The sequence below is a fragment of the Pseudomonas sp. PDM31 genome (assembly GCF_019218965.1).
In the GTDB taxonomy this organism is placed as follows: Bacteria; Pseudomonadota; Gammaproteobacteria; order Pseudomonadales; family Pseudomonadaceae; genus Aquipseudomonas.
Map to the genome: position 1 here is coordinate 636,479 of NZ_JAHUWS010000001.1, position 16,621 is coordinate 653,099.

Consider the following 16,621-nt stretch of genomic DNA (forward strand, 5'->3'; position numbering starts at 1 on the left):
CTGCTCGCGGCGAAGACTGCGGAGGACCCTATGACTGGACATGAGAAAAGTGTGCCGCTAAATCAACTGCGCCCCGACAAGCGCCTGGATCCCGAGCAGCGCATGCGCATCGATGCCGCCATTCATATGCAGGGCCGTGGCTGGGTTACCGGTCGAGACGGTGGCCGCCCATGGACCTTGTCGCGCACCAATCGCGTGCTCGCCTGCCTCGGTGCGCTGTCGATCCTGTTGATCATTTCGCCCGTATTGCTGGGGCTGGCACTGGTCGTCAAATTCACCAGCCCGGGCCCGGTGATGTTCGTACAGAAACGCACCGGTTACCGCGGCCGCATGTTCGGCATGTACAAGTTCCGCACCATGGTGGCCAATGCCGAGGAGCTCAAGGAGTCCCTGCGGCACTTGAACAAACACGGGGCCGACGCCATCGATTTCAAGATCGACAAGGACCCGCGCATCACCCGCATCGGCGGGTTCATGCGACGTACCAGTCTCGACGAACTGCCCAACCTGTTCAACGTGGTCACCGGCGACATGCGCCTGGTAGGCCCCAGGCCGACGTCGTTCAACGCCTACCGCTACAAGGACAGTCATCTCGCTCGCCTGAGCATTTACCCCGGCATGACCGGCCTGTGGCAAATCTCCGGGCGCAGCAACATCGACTTCGACCAGCGCGTTGAGCTGGACCTCAGCTACATCGCCAAGCAGAGCCTGCTGCTTGATCTGAAGATTCTTTTGAAAACCCCCTTCAAAGTGTTCAGCGGACACGGAGCCAGTTAAATGGACGGTTCAATTGCCAAAAGTCTCAGCATTGCCAACCCGAGCGAGTCCAACCTGACTTCGGCCGTACTCGATCAAGATCTGCGGATCCTCTTTCTGACCGCCGCCAACCCCGGCACGGGTACCACCACCAGCGCCCTGGCGCTCGCCAGCCAGCTGGCGCAAATGAGCGGCGGCCTGGTGTTGCTGGTAGACGCGAGCCAGTCGGCGACCAACCTCACACAACAGTTGGGGCTGACCAGGGAGCTGGGGTTTCGCGACCTGCTGTTCAATGATCAGAGCCCACCGCTATTGCAGGACTGCGTGGTCAACGTGTCCAGCCTGCCCTTCCACATCCTGCCGTTTGGTCGTTACTCGCGCAGCACCGAACACCTGACGCCGGAGCGCCTGAGCCCGCTGTTAAATCAGCTTGGCAGTCAATACCGCTTCGTGGTGATCGACGGTGACGCGGTGTATTCGGCCGCCGATACCCTGGTCATCAGCGCACAGGTCGATGGCGTGGTGATGGTCGTGCGTTCTGAAGACACCCGCTGGGAAGTCGCTCAGGCGGCGGTCCAGCGCCTGAGCCAGGCCGGGGCGAAACTGGTCGGCAGCGTGTTCAACCGACGCAAGTACTACATGCCCAAGTGGCTGTACAAAAACCTGTAAGCAATCAGAAAAGGATGACGCCATGAACGCCAGAATGCTTGTCCTGCTGTTGCTGCCGCTTGCAGGTTGCTCCAGCACCTCCGATAACGCGCAAAGCATGCCGGTGCAGATTCTCACTGCCGCACCGGCCAATGCCCAGGCCACCGATGTACCCAAGGTCGAGCAAACCCTGCGCCCTCAAGATGTGCTGGACGTGATCTTCCACATCAGCACCAGTGGCTCGAATGCCTATCGCGTGCAGTCCGGCGACACCGTCGCGCTGAACTTCACTGCCGCCAGCCAGCTCAACGGCACCCAACTGGTGATGCCTGACGGCACCATCGAACTGCCCGGTGCCAACACCTCGGTGAAAATCGAAGGGCTGACCCGTGATGAAGCCCGTCAGGAGATCCAGCGCGCGTACGAGCGCAAACAGTTGTTCCAGCCCAACCGCAATCAGCTGTCGGTGGTCGTCACCACCCCGCTGACCAATGAGCAGAACCTCAGGTCCGTACTCAACCACCCCGGCACCGGCATGAGCCGTGAGATCACCGTGGGCACCGACGGCTACGCCAGCTTTCCGGAAATCGGTTCGGTGCCGCTGCAAGGCATGACCGTCAATCAGCTCGAAGACTTCCTAAACAAACGCTACGCCCAACTGCCCGGGCGGATGACCGTGGACGTGCTGCTCAAGTCCACCGCCGGCAACGAAATCTATGTACTGGGTGAAGTCGGGCAGCCGGGGTCCTACCCCATCCGCCGTCCGGTGTCGGTCCTCGAAGCCCTGACCATGGCCCGTGGCTCCAACATCAAGGCACGCCTGGACTCGGTGATGATCATGCGGCGCAACGGCAATCAGGTGGTCGCGCACCGTTACGACGTGGAAAAAGCCTTGTCTGGCGACGCCACCCAGATCGCCTACCTGCAAGCCGACGACATGCTCTATGTGCCCAAGACCAAACTGGCCAGCGCCGGTGAACTGGCACGGCAACTGGCGGACGTGGTGTTGTTCCAGGGCGTGGGCATGAGCTTCAGCTACCGCGTCGACAACAAAGACAGTGACGACTAACTCACAGGTGACCGTTATGAATCCAAAGGAAAACTACCTGCACGAGTTCTTCAGGATCTTCTTCGCCAACAAGCAGTTGGTGAAACGAGTCTTCCTGGTCTTTGCAGTGATCGCCCTGGTCTTGCCGCTGTTGCTCAAGCAGACCTTCGACATCACCGCCCAGGTGATTGTGCAATCCAAGAAACTCTCCCAGGGCGATGCCACTACCTCGCTCAATCAGGAGAATGCGTCCTTCATTCCACCTTCGTTGGCGGACATGGAAACCGAGAGCAATATCCTGCGCTCGCCAGCCTTGATCCGGCAGACCATCAGCCAGTTGCGCGACAAGGGGGAGTACGATCCCCCTGTCAGCGTGCTCAACAAGCTGGTACTTGAGCCGATCCAGCGTTTTGTGACTCACCCGATTCGCGAACACCTGGTCAATCCGGTGCGCAATATGCTCGGCCTGGAAACCGATCCGGTACGTGACACCCTGCTCGATGCCCTGACCCAGGAAGCGTCCGACGATCTGAAGATCGAGACCTTGCCTGGCTCCAACGTGATTTCCATCATCTACAGTTTCCCCGACCCGGCCCAAGGCACCCGGTTTGTCGCGGCGCTGCTGCAGAACTACCTGGTCAGTCGTCAGGAACTGCAGTCCATCGACCTGCCGCAGAGCTTCTACGAAACCAAGAAAACGCAGTACCAGTCGCGCCTCGATGGCCTGGAAAACAATCGCCTGACGATGCTCGAAAGCATTGGCTCGTCCGATCCCCGGGAAGAAATCACCTTCCGCCTCAACGCCATCAACACCGAGGAACAAGCGCTGAACCTGTATCAGGATCGCCTGCTGCAGAGCCAACGCTGGCTCGACTACCTCAAGACCAACCTGGCCGCTGCCAGCAATGCCAGATTCAACGACTACACCTTCCCCTATACCTTCACCACCACCGTGGATAACGTGGCCTTCGAAGACCGTGAGGTGAAGCAACTGGGCGAGCAACTGACGACCCTGGTCAGCCGCTACATGAGCGACCTGGCGATCTTCCAGCCAAGCAGTGAACCGATGTTGCTGGCGCGTGAGCAAATCACCCGCACCCGCGCCCAGTTCCTCAAAGTGGTGAGCAACCGGATTCAGGAACGTACCAACGACCTGGCGGTTGTCAGCTCGGTGATCGACCAGAAAACCGCACGCATCGCCGAGTTCAAGAACCGCATCCACCAGTTGCAGGAAACCCAGAGCAAGCTGCGACAGATGGACACCGAGATCGACGCCCTGCACGCGGCGTTCTCCACCTACGCCCAGCGTTTTGCCGAAAGCAGCACCGCACGGGCACTGGACAACGACCTGTCTAACGCACGGGTCCTCAGCCCACCGTTTGAACCGACTGAAGCGGCGTTCCCCAAGCCGATGCTGATTATCCCGTTCGGCCTGTTCACCGGCTTGCTGTTGGCGATTGCCCTGGTCTACGTGCGTGAGTTCTTCGATCACCGCTTCAAGCATCCAGCGCAAATCACCCATGAACTGGGCCTGCCGGTGCTGCTGGTGATCAACGAGCAGAACACCCTGCCAAGCAATCCGCACAAGAACTGGAGCGTTCCGGGCCTGCTGCATTGGGTGCGCAATTGAACGCGCCGCTCGGTACCCCTCGCGCCCTGCCGATCATTCATTTGCTCAGCAGCGGCGGCTTCTATGGGGCCGAGCGGATGCTGCTGGACCATTGCCTGGCAACGCCGGGACAGCACCAGGTGCTGTTTCTCGATGCGCCGCCGGAACTCGTCGCGCGCTTTCGCCAGGCCGGCGTCGATTGTCAGGGCTGCGCGGGTTTGGGTCAGTTGCTGGGGTATTTGCGCCAGCGGCGAGACCAGCGCCCGCTGATCAATACGCACAATTTCAAAGGGCTGTTGTTCGGCTGGGTCGGCGCCACGCTGTTGCGCCTGCCGCTGGTGATTACCCAGCACGGCTTCACCCCGCGCAGTCGCAAGCAGAAGTTCTACACCTGGCTGAGCCTGCAACTGTGCCGCACCGCATCGGTGGACCGTGTGGTCTGCGTCGCCGAGAGCATCGCCGTGCTGCACCGCCAGGCCAATGTGCGCACGGAAAAACTGCAGGTCATTCCCAACGGCCTGCCGGCCGCCAACGAGCCGCCGCCAGCGGTCGGCGTACGCCAGCGCTGGCTGGCCGGGTACGTCGGACGATTGAGCAGTGAAAAAGGTCCGGACCTGTTTCTCGATGCATTGATCCCGTTGTGTCAGCAGTACCCGCAACTGGACGCCGTGATGCTCGGCGATGGCCCGGAGCGACAAATTCTGCAGGTGCGGATCGAAGCCGCCGGGTTGCGCGAACGCATTACGTTGCCGGGCTACCAGACCGAGATGCGCCAGTGGTGGCGGCGACTGGATGCGCTGGTGATCAGCTCGCGCACCGAAGGCACGCCGATGATTCTGCTCGAAGCGATGCAGGCCGGCGTGCCGGTGGTGGCGTTCGGGGTCGGTGGCATTCCCGACGTGCTGCAGGATCGGCACAACGGCTTGCTGGCGACGCCCACCGACAGCGTCGCCCTCGCCCGCCAGATCGACACGCTGCTGGCTGAGCCGGCCCTGGCCCGGCAACTGAGCGACAACGCCAGGCGCACCCAACTGGACCGTTACGACCTCAAGGCCCTGGCCGAACGCTGGTCGCAGCTTTATATCCGTACTGCACGGGAGGCACGCGCGTGATTTTTCCGCTCTCGATCGTCAGTTTGCTCGGTCTGGTCTGCCTCGCTTTGCTGGCCAGCCCTTATCCCTTTCTGGCGCCGGGAGCGGTGCTGGGCCTGGTGGGCGTTGCGCTGCTGTACCGCAAGCCGACCTGGGGCCTGTTGGGCATTGCCGCCATCCTGCCCTTTGAAGGCCTGTTCAAGGACAACGCCTTTTCCGGTTCCAAGTTCCTCGGCGCATCGCTGGTGCTGATCCTGATGCTGCAACTGGCGATGCACCAGATTCCCTCCGAGCGTCTGCGCAGCAACATCTGGCGCTACCTGGTCGGCTTCATGACCCTGTACCTGCTGAGCATGCTCAACACCGACAACATGGGCATCTCCCTTGGCCATCTGCGCGAACTGAGCGTGGGCGTGATTCTGTTTGTCATCACCCTGCTGATCGGGCGCGAGATGAATCTGGCCATGTTCTCGCGGCTGGTGGTCGTCAGCATCGCCGTAACCTGTGCCATGGCGATATTCTCGGCCAAATATCAGGAAGCGGGGCGAGCTTCGGGCTTGCTCAAGGACCCGAACAACTTCGCCCTGTTGATTGCATTCGCTGTGCCTTTGGCCCTGCTGCTGGTGATCCGCAGCCCAAACCTGTTGCAGCGGATTTTCTGGGGTGGCTGCACGCTCCTGCTGCTGGGCGGCATGACCAAGACCGACTCCCGTTCCGGCCTGGTGGTACTGTTCCTGAGCCTGATGATCGGCGCATGGCACTATCGCGCTTACTTGCCGCGCATCCGCCCGCGCCACCTGGGTTTCGCCATGCTGGGCCTGGCGATCGTGATTCCACTGGCGCTGTATGCGATGCCGGCCGGATACGTGGCGCGCATTCAGTCGCTGAGCATCCTCAGTTCCGGCGCCAAGAGTCAGGACCCCTCCCTGGGACGTCGCTCTTCCTACATTGTGGTCGGCAGCGCGATGATCGCCGAGAACCCGCTGCTGGGCACCGGCCCCGGCACCTTCCCGCTGCACTACGCAACCACCGGCTACGCCAAGGCGTTTTCCAACACCGGCAAGCCCGAGGACCTGTACCGCCGCGCCCACAACACTTACCTGGAAATCTTCAGTGAACTGGGAATACCCGCCGGCCTGATGTTTGTCGGAATGTTGGGCCTGGGCTTGTACAACCTGGCCCGGGCCCGACGCGCCTGGATGCTGCGGCGCAATTGGGATCAGGCCAATGTTTTGACCCACCTGGGCATGAGTTTCCTGTCGTTGACCTTGTTCCTGATGTTCCTCAGCGCACCGAACCATAAGTACCTGTGGATCATGCTCGCGCTGACCAGCGTGCTGCGCACCCAAGCGGAACAAACGCCACTGACGGAGGCCAGGGCATGAAGAGCATCAGTATCGTCATTCCGATGTACAACGAAGCGCGGCACATCAGCCGGACCCTGTTTGCCGCGCAACATGCCGCCGATGCTGCCGGCCTCAAGTGCGAGTTGATCGTGGTCGACAACGGCTCCACCGATCAGGGCCCACAGATCGCCCGCCAATTCGGCGCCGAGGTACTGGTGATGCCCGGGTTGCTGATTGGCGCCCTGCGCAATCGCGGCGCAGCCATTGCCCGCAGCGAATGGCTGGCGTTCATCGATGCCGATATCGAAATGCCCGAGGACTGGCTGGTGCGACTCATCGAGCTCGAGGCCGATGGCCAGGCCGACGTGATCGGTCTGGACTTGCACACCCCGACCGAGGCCCCGTGGTTCGCCGATGCCTGGCAACGCCGCACAGCGCGCCCCGACGCCCAGCCGCTGCAGGTCGTGCAATGGTTGCCCACCTCCAACCTGCTGATGCGCCGTCGCTGGTTCGAAAAGGTCGGTGGCTTCAATGAACAGTTGCGTACCGGCGAAGACAAGGAACTGACCATGCGCCTGGCCGAGGCCGGCGCGCGCCTGCTCGCGGTCAACCAGAGTGTGGCGTTGCACTGGGGTTACGAAGCCACCTGGCGCGAGTGGATGGGCAAGGAACTGTGGCGCCAGGGCAGCCATCTGCAACTGCTGCGTACCCATGGGGCGAGCCTGCGCCTGCTGCGCTTTCCGATGCTGTCGCTGGTGGTCTGGCTTTTGGATTTTTTGGCGATATCCGCCCTGTTCGATGGTTTCCCCCATCACGCGCTGATGATGGTGTTGGTGACCACCCTGCCGGCACTGGTCTTGAGTGTGCGCCAGAGCGCCAGACACCGTGACCTGTTCCTGACCCTGCAACTCTGGGGCCTGCACTGGGTGCGTCTGCACCTGGCCGGCGCCGCGTTCATCCTCAGCCTTTGTCATTGGAATGCCAGGAGGCCCGCCCGTGGCTGAACTCATTTTCTGGTTGTGCCTGCTATTACCGGTGTATGCCTACCTCGGCTATCCGCTGCTGCTGACCTTGCTCGCGCCCCTGTATCCGGCGCCACGTCACGGCCCGGCACAACCGATGGACGTGAGCATCGTGATTGCCGCGCACAACGAAGCACGGCATATCGAAGCCAAGTTGCGCACCGTGCTCGCCCAGGATTATCAGGCGCGTTCGCTGCAGGTGATTCTGGCCAGCGATGGTTCGACCGACGACACCGTGGCCTGTGCCCGCAAAGTCATCGACCCGCGCATCAGCGTGCTCGACCTGCCACGCCAGGGCAAGACCACCACGCTCAACGCAGCGGTACCCCTGTGCAGCGGCGAGATTCTGGTGTTCACCGATGCCGACAACCAATGGTCGAACGACACCCTCGGTCACCTGCTCGCGCCCCTGGTCGATCCGCAAGTGGGCGCCTGCGCCGGGCACATGCTGATCCCCGTGACCGGCAAAGGCCTGAGCATCGGCGACAGCCTGTATCGGCACTACGAAGGCTGGCTGCGCAAGGTGGAAAACCGCACCGGCTGCATGGTTTCCGCCGATGGCGCCCTGCTCGCCTTGCGCCGCGAGTTGTTCCAGAACATCCCGGCGGAGGTCAACGACGATTTCTTTATCAGCACCTGCGCGCCGGCGGCGTCCAAACGCATTGTCTACGTGCCCGAAGCCCGGGTGACCGATCAGGGCGTCGACGAAGCCGACAAGCAGTTCCGTAGACGCCAGCGGGTCACCGTCGGCGGCCTGCAAAGCCTGGCCCAGCGCCGGGAACTGCTGAACCCGTTCAAGCATGGCCTGTATGCGATCGCCTTGATCAGCCACAAGCTGATCCGGCGTCTGGCGCCGGTCCTCTTGCTGCCGTTGCTGCTGAGCAACTTTTGGTTGTGGGACGAGCATGCCTTCTATCGTCTGAGCCTGATCGCGCAACTGTGCGGTTACACGGTGGCCATCGCCGGCCTGCTGGATTCGCAACACCGTTTGCCCAAACCCTTTCGCCTCGCCGCGTTTGTCCTGGTGACGCTCGCCGGGATGAGTATCGGTCTGTGGCAATTCCTGCGTGGCCAGCGCTATGCCCAATGGAACCCCGAGCAAAATCGATGAGAGGCGCAAGCCATGGCGATTAAACAACTGCTCAAGCGCACCAGCGGCTGGCTGTATCTCAACTCCCCGGTGGGGCGCAATCAACTGCACGGCGCCGGGGTGATCCTGATGCTGCACCGGGTGCTGGCCGACGACAGCGCGGCCGAACTGCCCCATCGCAATGAGCTATGCGTCGGGCCCAAGGCTTTCGAGCACCTGCTGGTGTGGCTGAAAAAACACTTCGACTGTGTGCCGCTGATGGACATCCTGCAGCCGGCGCTAGCCTCGCAACGGCCGAAAGTGACGCTGACTTTCGACGACGGTTGGCGCGACAATGCCCTGCACGCCTTCCCGCTGCTGCACAAGCATCAGGTGCCAGCGAGCGTTTTTCTCTCCACCGATTTCATCGGCAGCCGCCAGCGGTTCTGGTGGGAAAGCATTGGCGAAACCCTCTGGGGCAGCCATGGCGAACAGCCGCGCCTGCACCTGATCGAATGCCTGCAACAGATCGGCCGTCCATTACCGGGCCAGTACGATGATGCGGATGGGCAACGCCGCAGTCTGGCCCTGCTGCACTTTTTGCAGAACCTCAAAACCCTGTCACCCCTGGACCTCAATCGCCTGACCGACGAGTGCCCGCAGGAGTCGTTGCCCCAGGCGCTGGACTGGCAGCAGGTGCGTGCGCTGGAGGCGTCCGGCCTGGTGCGCTTCGGTCCGCACGGTGCCAGCCACGCGATCCTCACCGGGCTCGACGATCAACGTCTTGCGCAAGAATTGAGCCGCAGCCGCCAGGCGCTGATCAACGGTTGCAACCGGCCATTGCCGGTCTACTGCTACCCCAATGGCGATAACGATGCGCGGGTGCGCCGGCAGGTAGCCGATCACGACTACCCGTTTGCCCTGGGTACCGGAACCGGAATCTACCGGGGCACCGAAGAACCGCTGAACCTGCCGCGTTTCGGCGTCAGCCAGCGCACTGCGCGCAATCCTGAGCTGTTGTCCTGGCGCCTCTACCGTGGGGCCCGCCCATGAGTCGCAACCGTTACCTCAAACACTTGGCCCTGAGCATGGGCACCAAATTGGCGATGATTGCCCTGCGCCTGCTGCGCAATGTACTGCTGGCACGGATACTCGGCCCCAGCGAACGCGGGCTGTTTGCCTTGCTCAGCACCCTGCCCGACCTGATCAGCGCCGCCACCAGCGGCGGGCTGAATTCGGCGGTGGGTTTCCAGGCGGCCAAGCAACGGCCGATGGGTTTGCTGTTGAGCCAGGTATTGGTGTTCGGCTGTCTGCTGGCGGGCTTGCTGACATTGCTGGCGGTTGCGCTGACGCGCGAGTTCGGTGCCGAACTGGAGATCACCACGCAACTGGGCCTGCTCGCCTGGCTGCTGTTGCTGGCCGTGCCGCTGACCGTGCTCAAGAGTGGCTTGCTGACCTTGCACAATGCCTCGGGCGGTGTGGTCGCCTTCAACGCCCTGCGTCTGATCGAGTCATTGACCCCGTTGCTGCTGTTCCTGGCGATGTTCTGGATGTGGAAAAGTGCCGCCCTGGAAGCGGCATTGATCAGCTGGCTGGCGGGTATCAGCCTGGTGGTGATCGCCGGCTGGGTCTGGCTCAAGCGCGATCAACCGCTGACCCTGCAATGGGACCGCAGCAGCCAGAAGGAACTGCTGCGCTACAGCGCCCGCAGCCATCCCGATCTGTTGTTTCAGCAAGTGATCCTGCGCTCTGATTACCTGTTCATCGGCGCCTTGCTCGGCACCACCGCACTGGGCCATTACGCCATGGCCAGCGCCGCCGCCGAGTTGCTGCTGATTGTCCCGGAAGCGGTGACCACGCCGCTGATGAAACGCTTGCTGCAACAGGAAGAAGGCATCGAAAAAGTCACGCCCCTGGCCCTGCGCCTGACCGCCACGGTGATGCTCGGCGCCTGCCTGAGCATGGCGGTGATCGGGCAATGGCTGATCGTCACACTGTTCGGCGCGGCCTATCAACCGGCCTATCCGGCCTTGCTCGCGCTGCTGCCGGGCCTGCTCGGCCTGTGCTACGCGAGCATCCTGCGTCTGGACCTGCTGGGCAAGAACCGTCCCGGTACAATCTCGCTGTTGATGGGCATCGGCGCCCTGCTCAACCTGGCGCTGAATCTGCTGCTGATTCCGCTCTATGGCATCGTCGGCGCCGCCGCCGCATCGTCCATCGCCTATCTGGCGGTGACCGTTGCCCTGTTGGTGATGTATTGCCGGCTGAGCCAGGTACCGGTCTGGCAAACATTGATCATTCTGCCCAGCGACGTCGCGCCGATGCTGCAGATGCTGCAACGGAAATCGGCATGAGAGGCCTGCTGTTGCTGGTGAGCCTTGGCCTGGGCCTGGAGGTCCAGGCGGCGCACATGCGTTGGGCCGACATCCGCGACGGTAGCCTGTACCTGCAAGCCGATCGCCCGGACATACTGAAAGTCGTGTGGGCGCCGGCGTGGCAGGCCGAGGCCAATGAAGAGCGCCTCTACCTGCTCGACGGCCAGGGCAAGCTTGCGGGCGAGCGCAAGATCGCTGCCAGTGAAGTGCGCGGCAGCCAGAGCTGGCCCCTGGCACCGGGTGCCGCCAGTTACCGGCTGGAGGTTCCGGGCTACAGCTTCCGGCGCTATACCCTAGAACACGACGATCGCACAGTGGCGCTGTTCGCTCCGGCCAAGGTGCATTTCAGTGCCGAGCCCCGGGACGGCGACGAACTGTTTTTCAAGGTCGCGGCGGGCGAGCACGCGGTGCTGGCCGGCAAGTACCATGGCGGCGTCGGCGGTTTGCAGGCACAGCGGATCGGTGACGGCAAACAGTTGTCGCTGTCGCTCAAACCCTACCCCGCCTATTGGCAGTTCGACAAAGTCGAGCTGCCCGTGGCCCCGGTCGATCAGGTATGGCGCCTGCGCCTGCGCGGCAGCGGCAAGGTGGCGTTCTGGCTCGACGGTACCGCCAACCTGTTTGCGCAGAACCCGCAGCAACTCAAGCCCCTGCGCGAAGATGATGGCCAGGTCCGGCTGACGCTCAGCCCGCAAGTAATCGGCACCACGCCGAACCTGGGCGTCGCCCTGCCGTACGTGCTCCCGCCGGCCTCCAGTTTCGCCGTGCTCGATGCCCTTCAGGTCAAGGCTGCCACCTATTACAGCCTGGTCGACATCATGGCGACGCGGCCGCACTACGAAGACAAATTCCGTCGGCTGTATCAGGACCGTTTCGGCATCACCCAGGACATCACCCTGCTGGCCGGCAGACAACGCCAGGCCGATCTGCGCGCCGACAACACCAGCAACGCCGGTCTCGACGCCTGGCTTGCAGCTACTCGTGCACTGGGTGGCAAGGGCACCCACTACATCGGCTTTGCCGATGAACCAAACCTCAACTACCCGGACTACGCCAGCTATCAGCGCATCTTCGACAGCATGGCCCGGCAAGTGCGCAGCAACCCGGAAAACGCCAAGGCCGGCGTACGCATCGCCATGCCGGCCAGCTCACGTTTCGTCAACGGCCCGTTCATCAACAACGCCGCCGACAAGCGCGGCATCGACTGGGCCCGGCGCCTGCTGGCCGAATCAGGCGACAAGATCGATGCCCTGGCCTGGCATGAATGGATGATTCGCGACCTGCTGGCCACCCGTGTCTATCGCGACAGCGTGCGCCGCGCCGCGGACCTGGTGGGGCTCGACGCCCAGGGCCGGCCGCGCAAGGCCTTGCTGCTGGACCAGACCAACATGTCCAGCGGTGCCAGCCTGAGCCCTTACGATCAGGAAACCCACTACGCCTCTTTGTGGTGGGCCTCGGTCGTGATCAATTCGTCCCAGGACGGCTTGCTCGACATGCTCGCCTTCTTCCAGGCCGCCGATGAGCCGGAGTACCCCAAGGGCATGCTGCGCGTGCTCGGTGACAATCACTTCGAGCTCAAGCCCGTGGGCCTCGCGCAGCAATTCATTGCGCAGCACTGGCTGCACGATGTGATGCGCCTGGAGAACGAATCCTTCGAAGTCGACGCCCTGGCCATGGCCACCGAGCTGCAACGCAGCCTGCTGGGCGTGAACAAAGGCGCGCGCTTGCAGCGTGTGAGCCTGGCCGGCGTGGCGTGCCCGCTGACCAAAGGGGCCCTGCGCTATTTCGGCGCCGACAACCGCAGCCGCGACGCACCGTTCAACTGCCAAGACGGTCGCGTCAGCTTTGATCTGCCGGCAGAAACCCTGTTCGCCCTGAGCTGGAGCGCCCCATGAAGGTCATTGGTTGTTTTGCCGCGCAGCCGACAGCTCGCGCATTGAGTCACTCCACTCACGGTCAACGCCGTCAGGAGTCAACACATGAATATTTTGCAAAAACTCAGCGAACACATCAGACAAAAAGGCCTGCGTGCCACCTTCAATAAAGTCTGGAAGCACTACGTGTTTTTCCACGAGGAACTGCTGTGGATGGAGCGCGACCTGGTCAGCCCGGTACCGCCGCACAAACTTCGGGCCTACAAGCCGCTGCGCCTGGAAACCATCACCGCGCAAAACGCCGTGGCGTTCACCCGGCACTTCGGCGACCGCGTGGGCACCATGGCCGAACTGGCGCGCGAGGGCCATACCGGGCAAATGTACCTGGATGAGAACGGCGACACAGTGGCGTTTATCTGGGGCAGCAAGCGCGATTACCACGACCGCCACTACTACGGTTGCCTGTTCCCGGTGAAGCCCGGCGAGTTCTTCGAATTCGGCGGTGAACTGACCCGGGCCTATTGGGGCACCACGCTGTCGGTGGACTTGCAACTGGACCTGTGGAAAACCATGGCCGCACAGGGTTGCAACAAGGTGGTGGACGTCTGCGAGTCGCACAACATACCGGCCCTCAAGCTGCACATGCGCATGGGCTATCGCGAGCAAGGACGAATCATGAACGTCTACAGTCTGTTCGGCTGGCGCTTCTACCGTGAAACCCGTTACAGCGACTCACGCCTGGATGCCCTGCGCAAACCGGCACCCTCTCCCGTTACAGCCGAGGCGACCTGACCTTATGTCTGCACGATTCGAATGGCGCACTTCACTGTGTGCCCCCGACTTTCCGGCAGCGGCTTACGAAGCGTTGCGCTTGCGCGTAGCCGGGCACACGCCATTCAACACCCTGGCCTGGATGTGCGCCTCGCAACAGGCGCTCAGAACCGGGGAACAGTTGCACGTGTTGCTCGCCTGGCAGGGCGATGAACTGCTGCTGTGCCTGCCATTGGTGGCGTCCGTTGAGCGCTTTGCGCGCTTGCCGTTTCGGGTCCTGCATCACCTGGGTTATCCACTGGCCGACCGCCTGGCACTGCTTTCGAGGCTGGACGGCGAATCATTGGCAAAAGCGCTGACGCAGATCCGCCAGCGCTTGCCCCACGCCTTGCTGCAACTCAATGAACTGCCCGGCCTCACGGGTGAGCAAAGCCCCCTCGATGCATGGGTGGCGCGCAGCTCGACCGCTGAGCAACGCCTGAGTTGTCGGGTGCCGGTGCATCTGATCAGCGAGGCCGATCACCAGGAAGTCTCTGGCGATCCCCGCTACAAACTGCGCCGGGCGCGCAAACGCATCGCCGCCTGTGGCGCGCAAATCCGCCGCATCACCCCGGACGCGTCGACCATGGGGCCGCTGCTCGAGGCCATCGCCGAAGTCGAAGCGGTGAGCTGGAAAGGCGACGAAGGCGTGGGCATATTTTCCGATGAGCGCCATCGCCAGTGCATGCACCGCGCCTTCACCGCCCTCGCCGCCCAGGGCCTGGTGCGCGTGGTGTTGCTGGAACTGGAGGGGCGGTGCATCAGTTATCGCCTGGGTTTGCTGGAGCAGGGCCGGCTGTACGACTACAACCTGGCGTTCCTGCCGCAGTACGCTGATCTGGGCAGCGGTCGGGTGCTGCTCGAAGAATGGATTCACTGGGGCCTGGACGACCACTGGCAATGGATCGATGCCTCGCGGGTGAGCCTGGAAAATTCCAGCCACCAATTGCATGAGCGCATGACCGGGCTACTGCACCACTGGCGCTGGAGCTTCTATTCCTGGCGCCCCGGGGGACTCGCGCTGGGTCTGGCCCTGCGCTTCTGGCAACGTTTCAAGCCCTGGTTGCAACAGCGACGCGCCCGGCGTGCAGCAGCCGCCGTGTCTCGGGCGCCCGCGGCCACTGCGGCAATCAAAGTCGCAGCGCCTACCGAATAGCGGCACCTAACGAACAATTGATGGAGGGAGAACATGCCTCGACAAGTCATAGTCAACGCTGACGATTTCGGCCTCAGCGCCTGCGAAAATGCGGTAATCCTCGGCGCGTTCCAGGCCGGGATCATCAGCTCCGCCACCGCCATGGCCAACATGCCGGCGTTCGAAGCGGCTTGCGTCCTGGCCCGCCATCCTTTGCTCGAAGGACGCATCGGCCTGCACTTCAACCTGACCTACGGCAGCCCGCTGAGCCAGGCCATTGCGCAGCGGCCAGGCTTTTGCGACAGCGCCGGGGTATTCGACCTCAACCTGCCGCGCAGCCGCCTCTGGCTTGGCCGCCAGGATCGCGAGGCGGTGCTGCAGGAGCTCGAGGCGCAATGGCAACGTTGCCTGGACAACGGCCTGCGCCCCAGCCATCTGGATTCTCATCAACACGTGCACAACATCTGGCCGATCGGCGAAATCGTCGCGCGTTTCGCCGCCCGCCAGGGCGTGCCGGTGCGCCTGGCGCGCAATCTTGGGCAAAACCTGAGCCTGCCCAAGCGCGTGTTCAAGGACTTGCTCAATCGGCGCCTGAACAGCCTCGCCGGGGCGACTGCCGACTACGTATGCACCCCGGTGGATCTGCGCAACGGCGAGCCACCGCTCGACGGACTGCTGGAAATCGTTGCCCATCCCAACCAGCTCGGGGCGGACTTCGGCGATGCCTATCTGGAACCGGGAGAATCCCTCAGCGCGTTATTGGCGCAGCGCTTGCCGGGGGTGCCAAGGGTGGCCTATGACGTCGCCCGCAGCAGCGAAAGCGAAGCCGCGCAGGCAGTGCTTTAGTCATCGCCCAGCGCTTTGAACCGGCGATTCAGGTCATTGAAAACCTGCGAAAAACCCGTGGGGATGGTGGCTTTTCTGGCGCCGGAAAACCGCGTCAAGACTGACACATAAGTTGATACAAATTGCTTTCAGTGGGGGTGCCATGCAATTGCCATTGGTGATCTATACCCATCAACAACCTTCACCACACACGACCCAGCCTTTGCAACGGAGGGCTTCATGAACGTACTCGACAAGCTTCGCGAACTCATCAAACGAAAGGGCCTGAGCCGCACGTTCAGCACGCTGTGGAAGCGCTATGTATTCTTCCACTGGGAGTTGCTGTGGATGGAGCGTGACCTGGTCAGTCCGGTTGCGCCGCACAAATTGCGTCCCTACCCTGCCGTGCGCCGGGTCACCATCACACCGCACAACGCCACGGCCTTTGCCAAGCACTTTGGCGACCGCGTCGACACCATGGCCGAGCTGGCCGCTGAAGGCCATACCGGGCACATGTACCTGGATGACGAAGGCAACGCGATAGGCTTCATCTGGGGCAGCACCCGCGACTATCACGACCGCCACTACTACGGTTGCTGGTTCCCGGTAAAGGAAGGCGAGTTCTTCGAGTTCGGCGGCGAAATGATCCGCGCCTTTTTCGGCACCTGCCTGTCGGTGGACGTACAAGTGGCGCTCTGGGAAGCCATGGCCGCGCAGGGTTGCAACAAGGTGGTGGACGTCTGTGAAACCCACAACATTCCAGCGCTCAAACTGCACATCCGCATGGGCTATCAGGAACAGGGACGCGTGACCCACGTCTACGGCCTGTTCGGCCGCTGGCGCTTCTTCCGCGAAACCCGCTACACCGGCTCACGCCTGGAACCGCTGCGCAAACCGGGGCGGCCGGTGGTGACTGCGCCGGCTTGAGTTCAAGGTTTTATCTGCAAGGCCGAGTCGCCCCCTTCGTCGGTTCGCCACCCGGGCCGACTCGCTCCCACAAGTTTGGCGGGTGT

Annotated in this window: 14 protein-coding genes and 1 pseudogene; all 15 read left to right on the forward strand. The window is 62.6% G+C overall.

The features are described from left to right. Nucleotides 1-30 precede the first annotated feature (30 nt). The 15 genes and pseudogenes from KW839_RS02555 to KW839_RS02625 all read left to right on the forward strand — a co-directional run bounded on the left by KW839_RS02555 (nucleotide 31) and on the right by KW839_RS02625 (nucleotide 16,535). Nucleotides 31-777 (forward strand): sugar transferase, encoded by a 747-nt coding sequence (locus tag KW839_RS02555; RefSeq protein WP_218423294.1) that lies wholly within the window; start codon nucleotides 31-33, stop codon nucleotides 775-777. Further along, a complete protein-coding gene (locus KW839_RS02560) occupies nucleotides 778-1,425 on the forward strand; it encodes a CpsD/CapB family tyrosine-protein kinase (protein ID WP_218423295.1) in 648 nt (215 codons plus the stop codon). A 22-nt stretch (nucleotides 1,426-1,447) separates the two neighbouring features. Continuing rightward, entirely contained in the window at nucleotides 1,448-2,473 is a 1,026-nt protein-coding gene (locus KW839_RS02565) for a polysaccharide biosynthesis/export family protein (protein ID WP_218423296.1), read from the forward strand. Nucleotides 2,474-2,489: 16 nt separating this feature from the next. Continuing rightward, nucleotides 2,490-4,082 (forward strand): Wzz/FepE/Etk N-terminal domain-containing protein, encoded by a 1,593-nt coding sequence (locus tag KW839_RS02570; protein WP_218423297.1) that lies wholly within the window; start codon nucleotides 2,490-2,492, stop codon nucleotides 4,080-4,082. Beyond that, nucleotides 4,079-5,173, forward strand: a complete 1,095-nt coding sequence (locus tag KW839_RS02575; RefSeq protein WP_218423298.1) for a glycosyltransferase family 4 protein — start codon at nucleotides 4,079-4,081, stop codon at nucleotides 5,171-5,173. The genes KW839_RS02570 and KW839_RS02575 overlap by 4 nt, the downstream gene beginning before the upstream one ends. Further along, on the forward strand, nucleotides 5,170-6,537 hold the full coding sequence (locus KW839_RS02580) for an O-antigen ligase family protein (RefSeq protein WP_218423299.1): 1,368 nt from the start codon (nucleotides 5,170-5,172) through the stop codon (nucleotides 6,535-6,537). The genes KW839_RS02575 and KW839_RS02580 overlap by 4 nt, the downstream gene beginning before the upstream one ends. Then, complete coding sequence (locus KW839_RS02585) at nucleotides 6,534-7,502, forward strand: glycosyltransferase (RefSeq protein ID WP_218423300.1); 969 nt, start codon at nucleotides 6,534-6,536, stop codon at nucleotides 7,500-7,502. The genes KW839_RS02580 and KW839_RS02585 overlap by 4 nt, the downstream gene beginning before the upstream one ends. Then, nucleotides 7,495-8,631, forward strand: a complete 1,137-nt coding sequence (locus KW839_RS02590; protein WP_218423301.1) for a glycosyltransferase — start codon at nucleotides 7,495-7,497, stop codon at nucleotides 8,629-8,631. The genes KW839_RS02585 and KW839_RS02590 overlap by 8 nt, the downstream gene beginning before the upstream one ends. Before the next feature lie 12 nt (nucleotides 8,632-8,643). After that, nucleotides 8,644-9,642, forward strand: coding sequence for a polysaccharide deacetylase family protein (locus KW839_RS02595; protein ID WP_218423302.1), 999 nt, complete (start codon nucleotides 8,644-8,646; stop codon nucleotides 9,640-9,642). Beyond that, nucleotides 9,639-10,943, forward strand: a complete 1,305-nt coding sequence (locus tag KW839_RS02600; protein WP_218423303.1) for an oligosaccharide flippase family protein — start codon at nucleotides 9,639-9,641, stop codon at nucleotides 10,941-10,943. The genes KW839_RS02595 and KW839_RS02600 overlap by 4 nt, the downstream gene beginning before the upstream one ends. Next, nucleotides 10,940-12,859 carry a hypothetical protein gene (locus tag KW839_RS02605; protein ID WP_218423304.1) on the forward strand — a complete coding sequence of 640 codons (1,920 nt, stop codon included), beginning with the start codon at nucleotides 10,940-10,942 and terminating at the stop codon, nucleotides 12,857-12,859. The genes KW839_RS02600 and KW839_RS02605 overlap by 4 nt, the downstream gene beginning before the upstream one ends. 84 nt (nucleotides 12,860-12,943) lie before the next feature. Then, nucleotides 12,944-13,630 carry a GNAT family N-acetyltransferase gene (locus KW839_RS02610; RefSeq protein WP_218423305.1) on the forward strand — a complete coding sequence of 229 codons (687 nt, stop codon included), beginning with the start codon at nucleotides 12,944-12,946 and terminating at the stop codon, nucleotides 13,628-13,630. A gap of 4 nt (nucleotides 13,631-13,634) precedes the next feature. After that, nucleotides 13,635-14,866 (forward strand): annotated as a pseudogene (locus KW839_RS02615) (GNAT family N-acetyltransferase). Further along, the gene (locus tag KW839_RS02620; protein WP_218423307.1) at nucleotides 14,838-15,629 is read left to right on the forward strand and encodes a ChbG/HpnK family deacetylase; all 792 of its coding nucleotides are present in this window, start codon (nucleotides 14,838-14,840) and stop codon (nucleotides 15,627-15,629) included. The pseudogene KW839_RS02615 and the gene KW839_RS02620 overlap by 29 nt, the downstream one beginning before the upstream one ends. A gap of 219 nt (nucleotides 15,630-15,848) precedes the next feature. Next, nucleotides 15,849-16,535 (forward strand): GNAT family N-acetyltransferase, encoded by a 687-nt coding sequence (locus KW839_RS02625; protein ID WP_218423308.1) that lies wholly within the window; start codon nucleotides 15,849-15,851, stop codon nucleotides 16,533-16,535. Nucleotides 16,536-16,621: the final 86 nt, after the last annotated feature.

What these genes read in the sequence shown, in the direction of transcription:
- KW839_RS02555 (WP_218423294.1), top strand. Translation starts at nt 31, where the DNA reads ATGACTGGACATGAGAAAAGTGTGCCGCTAAATCAACTGCGCCCCGAC.
- KW839_RS02560 (WP_218423295.1), top strand. Translation starts at nt 778, where the DNA reads ATGGACGGTTCAATTGCCAAAAGTCTCAGCATTGCCAACCCGAGCGAG.
- KW839_RS02565 (WP_218423296.1), top strand. Translation starts at nt 1,448, where the DNA reads ATGAACGCCAGAATGCTTGTCCTGCTGTTGCTGCCGCTTGCAGGTTGC.
- KW839_RS02570 (WP_218423297.1), top strand. Translation starts at nt 2,490, where the DNA reads ATGAATCCAAAGGAAAACTACCTGCACGAGTTCTTCAGGATCTTCTTC.
- KW839_RS02585 (WP_218423300.1), top strand. Translation starts at nt 6,534, where the DNA reads ATGAAGAGCATCAGTATCGTCATTCCGATGTACAACGAAGCGCGGCAC.
- KW839_RS02595 (WP_218423302.1), top strand. Translation starts at nt 8,644, where the DNA reads ATGGCGATTAAACAACTGCTCAAGCGCACCAGCGGCTGGCTGTATCTC.
- KW839_RS02600 (WP_218423303.1), top strand. Translation starts at nt 9,639, where the DNA reads ATGAGTCGCAACCGTTACCTCAAACACTTGGCCCTGAGCATGGGCACC.
- KW839_RS02605 (WP_218423304.1), top strand. Translation starts at nt 10,940, where the DNA reads ATGAGAGGCCTGCTGTTGCTGGTGAGCCTTGGCCTGGGCCTGGAGGTC.
- KW839_RS02610 (WP_218423305.1), top strand. Translation starts at nt 12,944, where the DNA reads ATGAATATTTTGCAAAAACTCAGCGAACACATCAGACAAAAAGGCCTG.
- KW839_RS02620 (WP_218423307.1), top strand. Translation starts at nt 14,838, where the DNA reads ATGCCTCGACAAGTCATAGTCAACGCTGACGATTTCGGCCTCAGCGCC.
- KW839_RS02625 (WP_218423308.1), top strand. Translation starts at nt 15,849, where the DNA reads ATGAACGTACTCGACAAGCTTCGCGAACTCATCAAACGAAAGGGCCTG.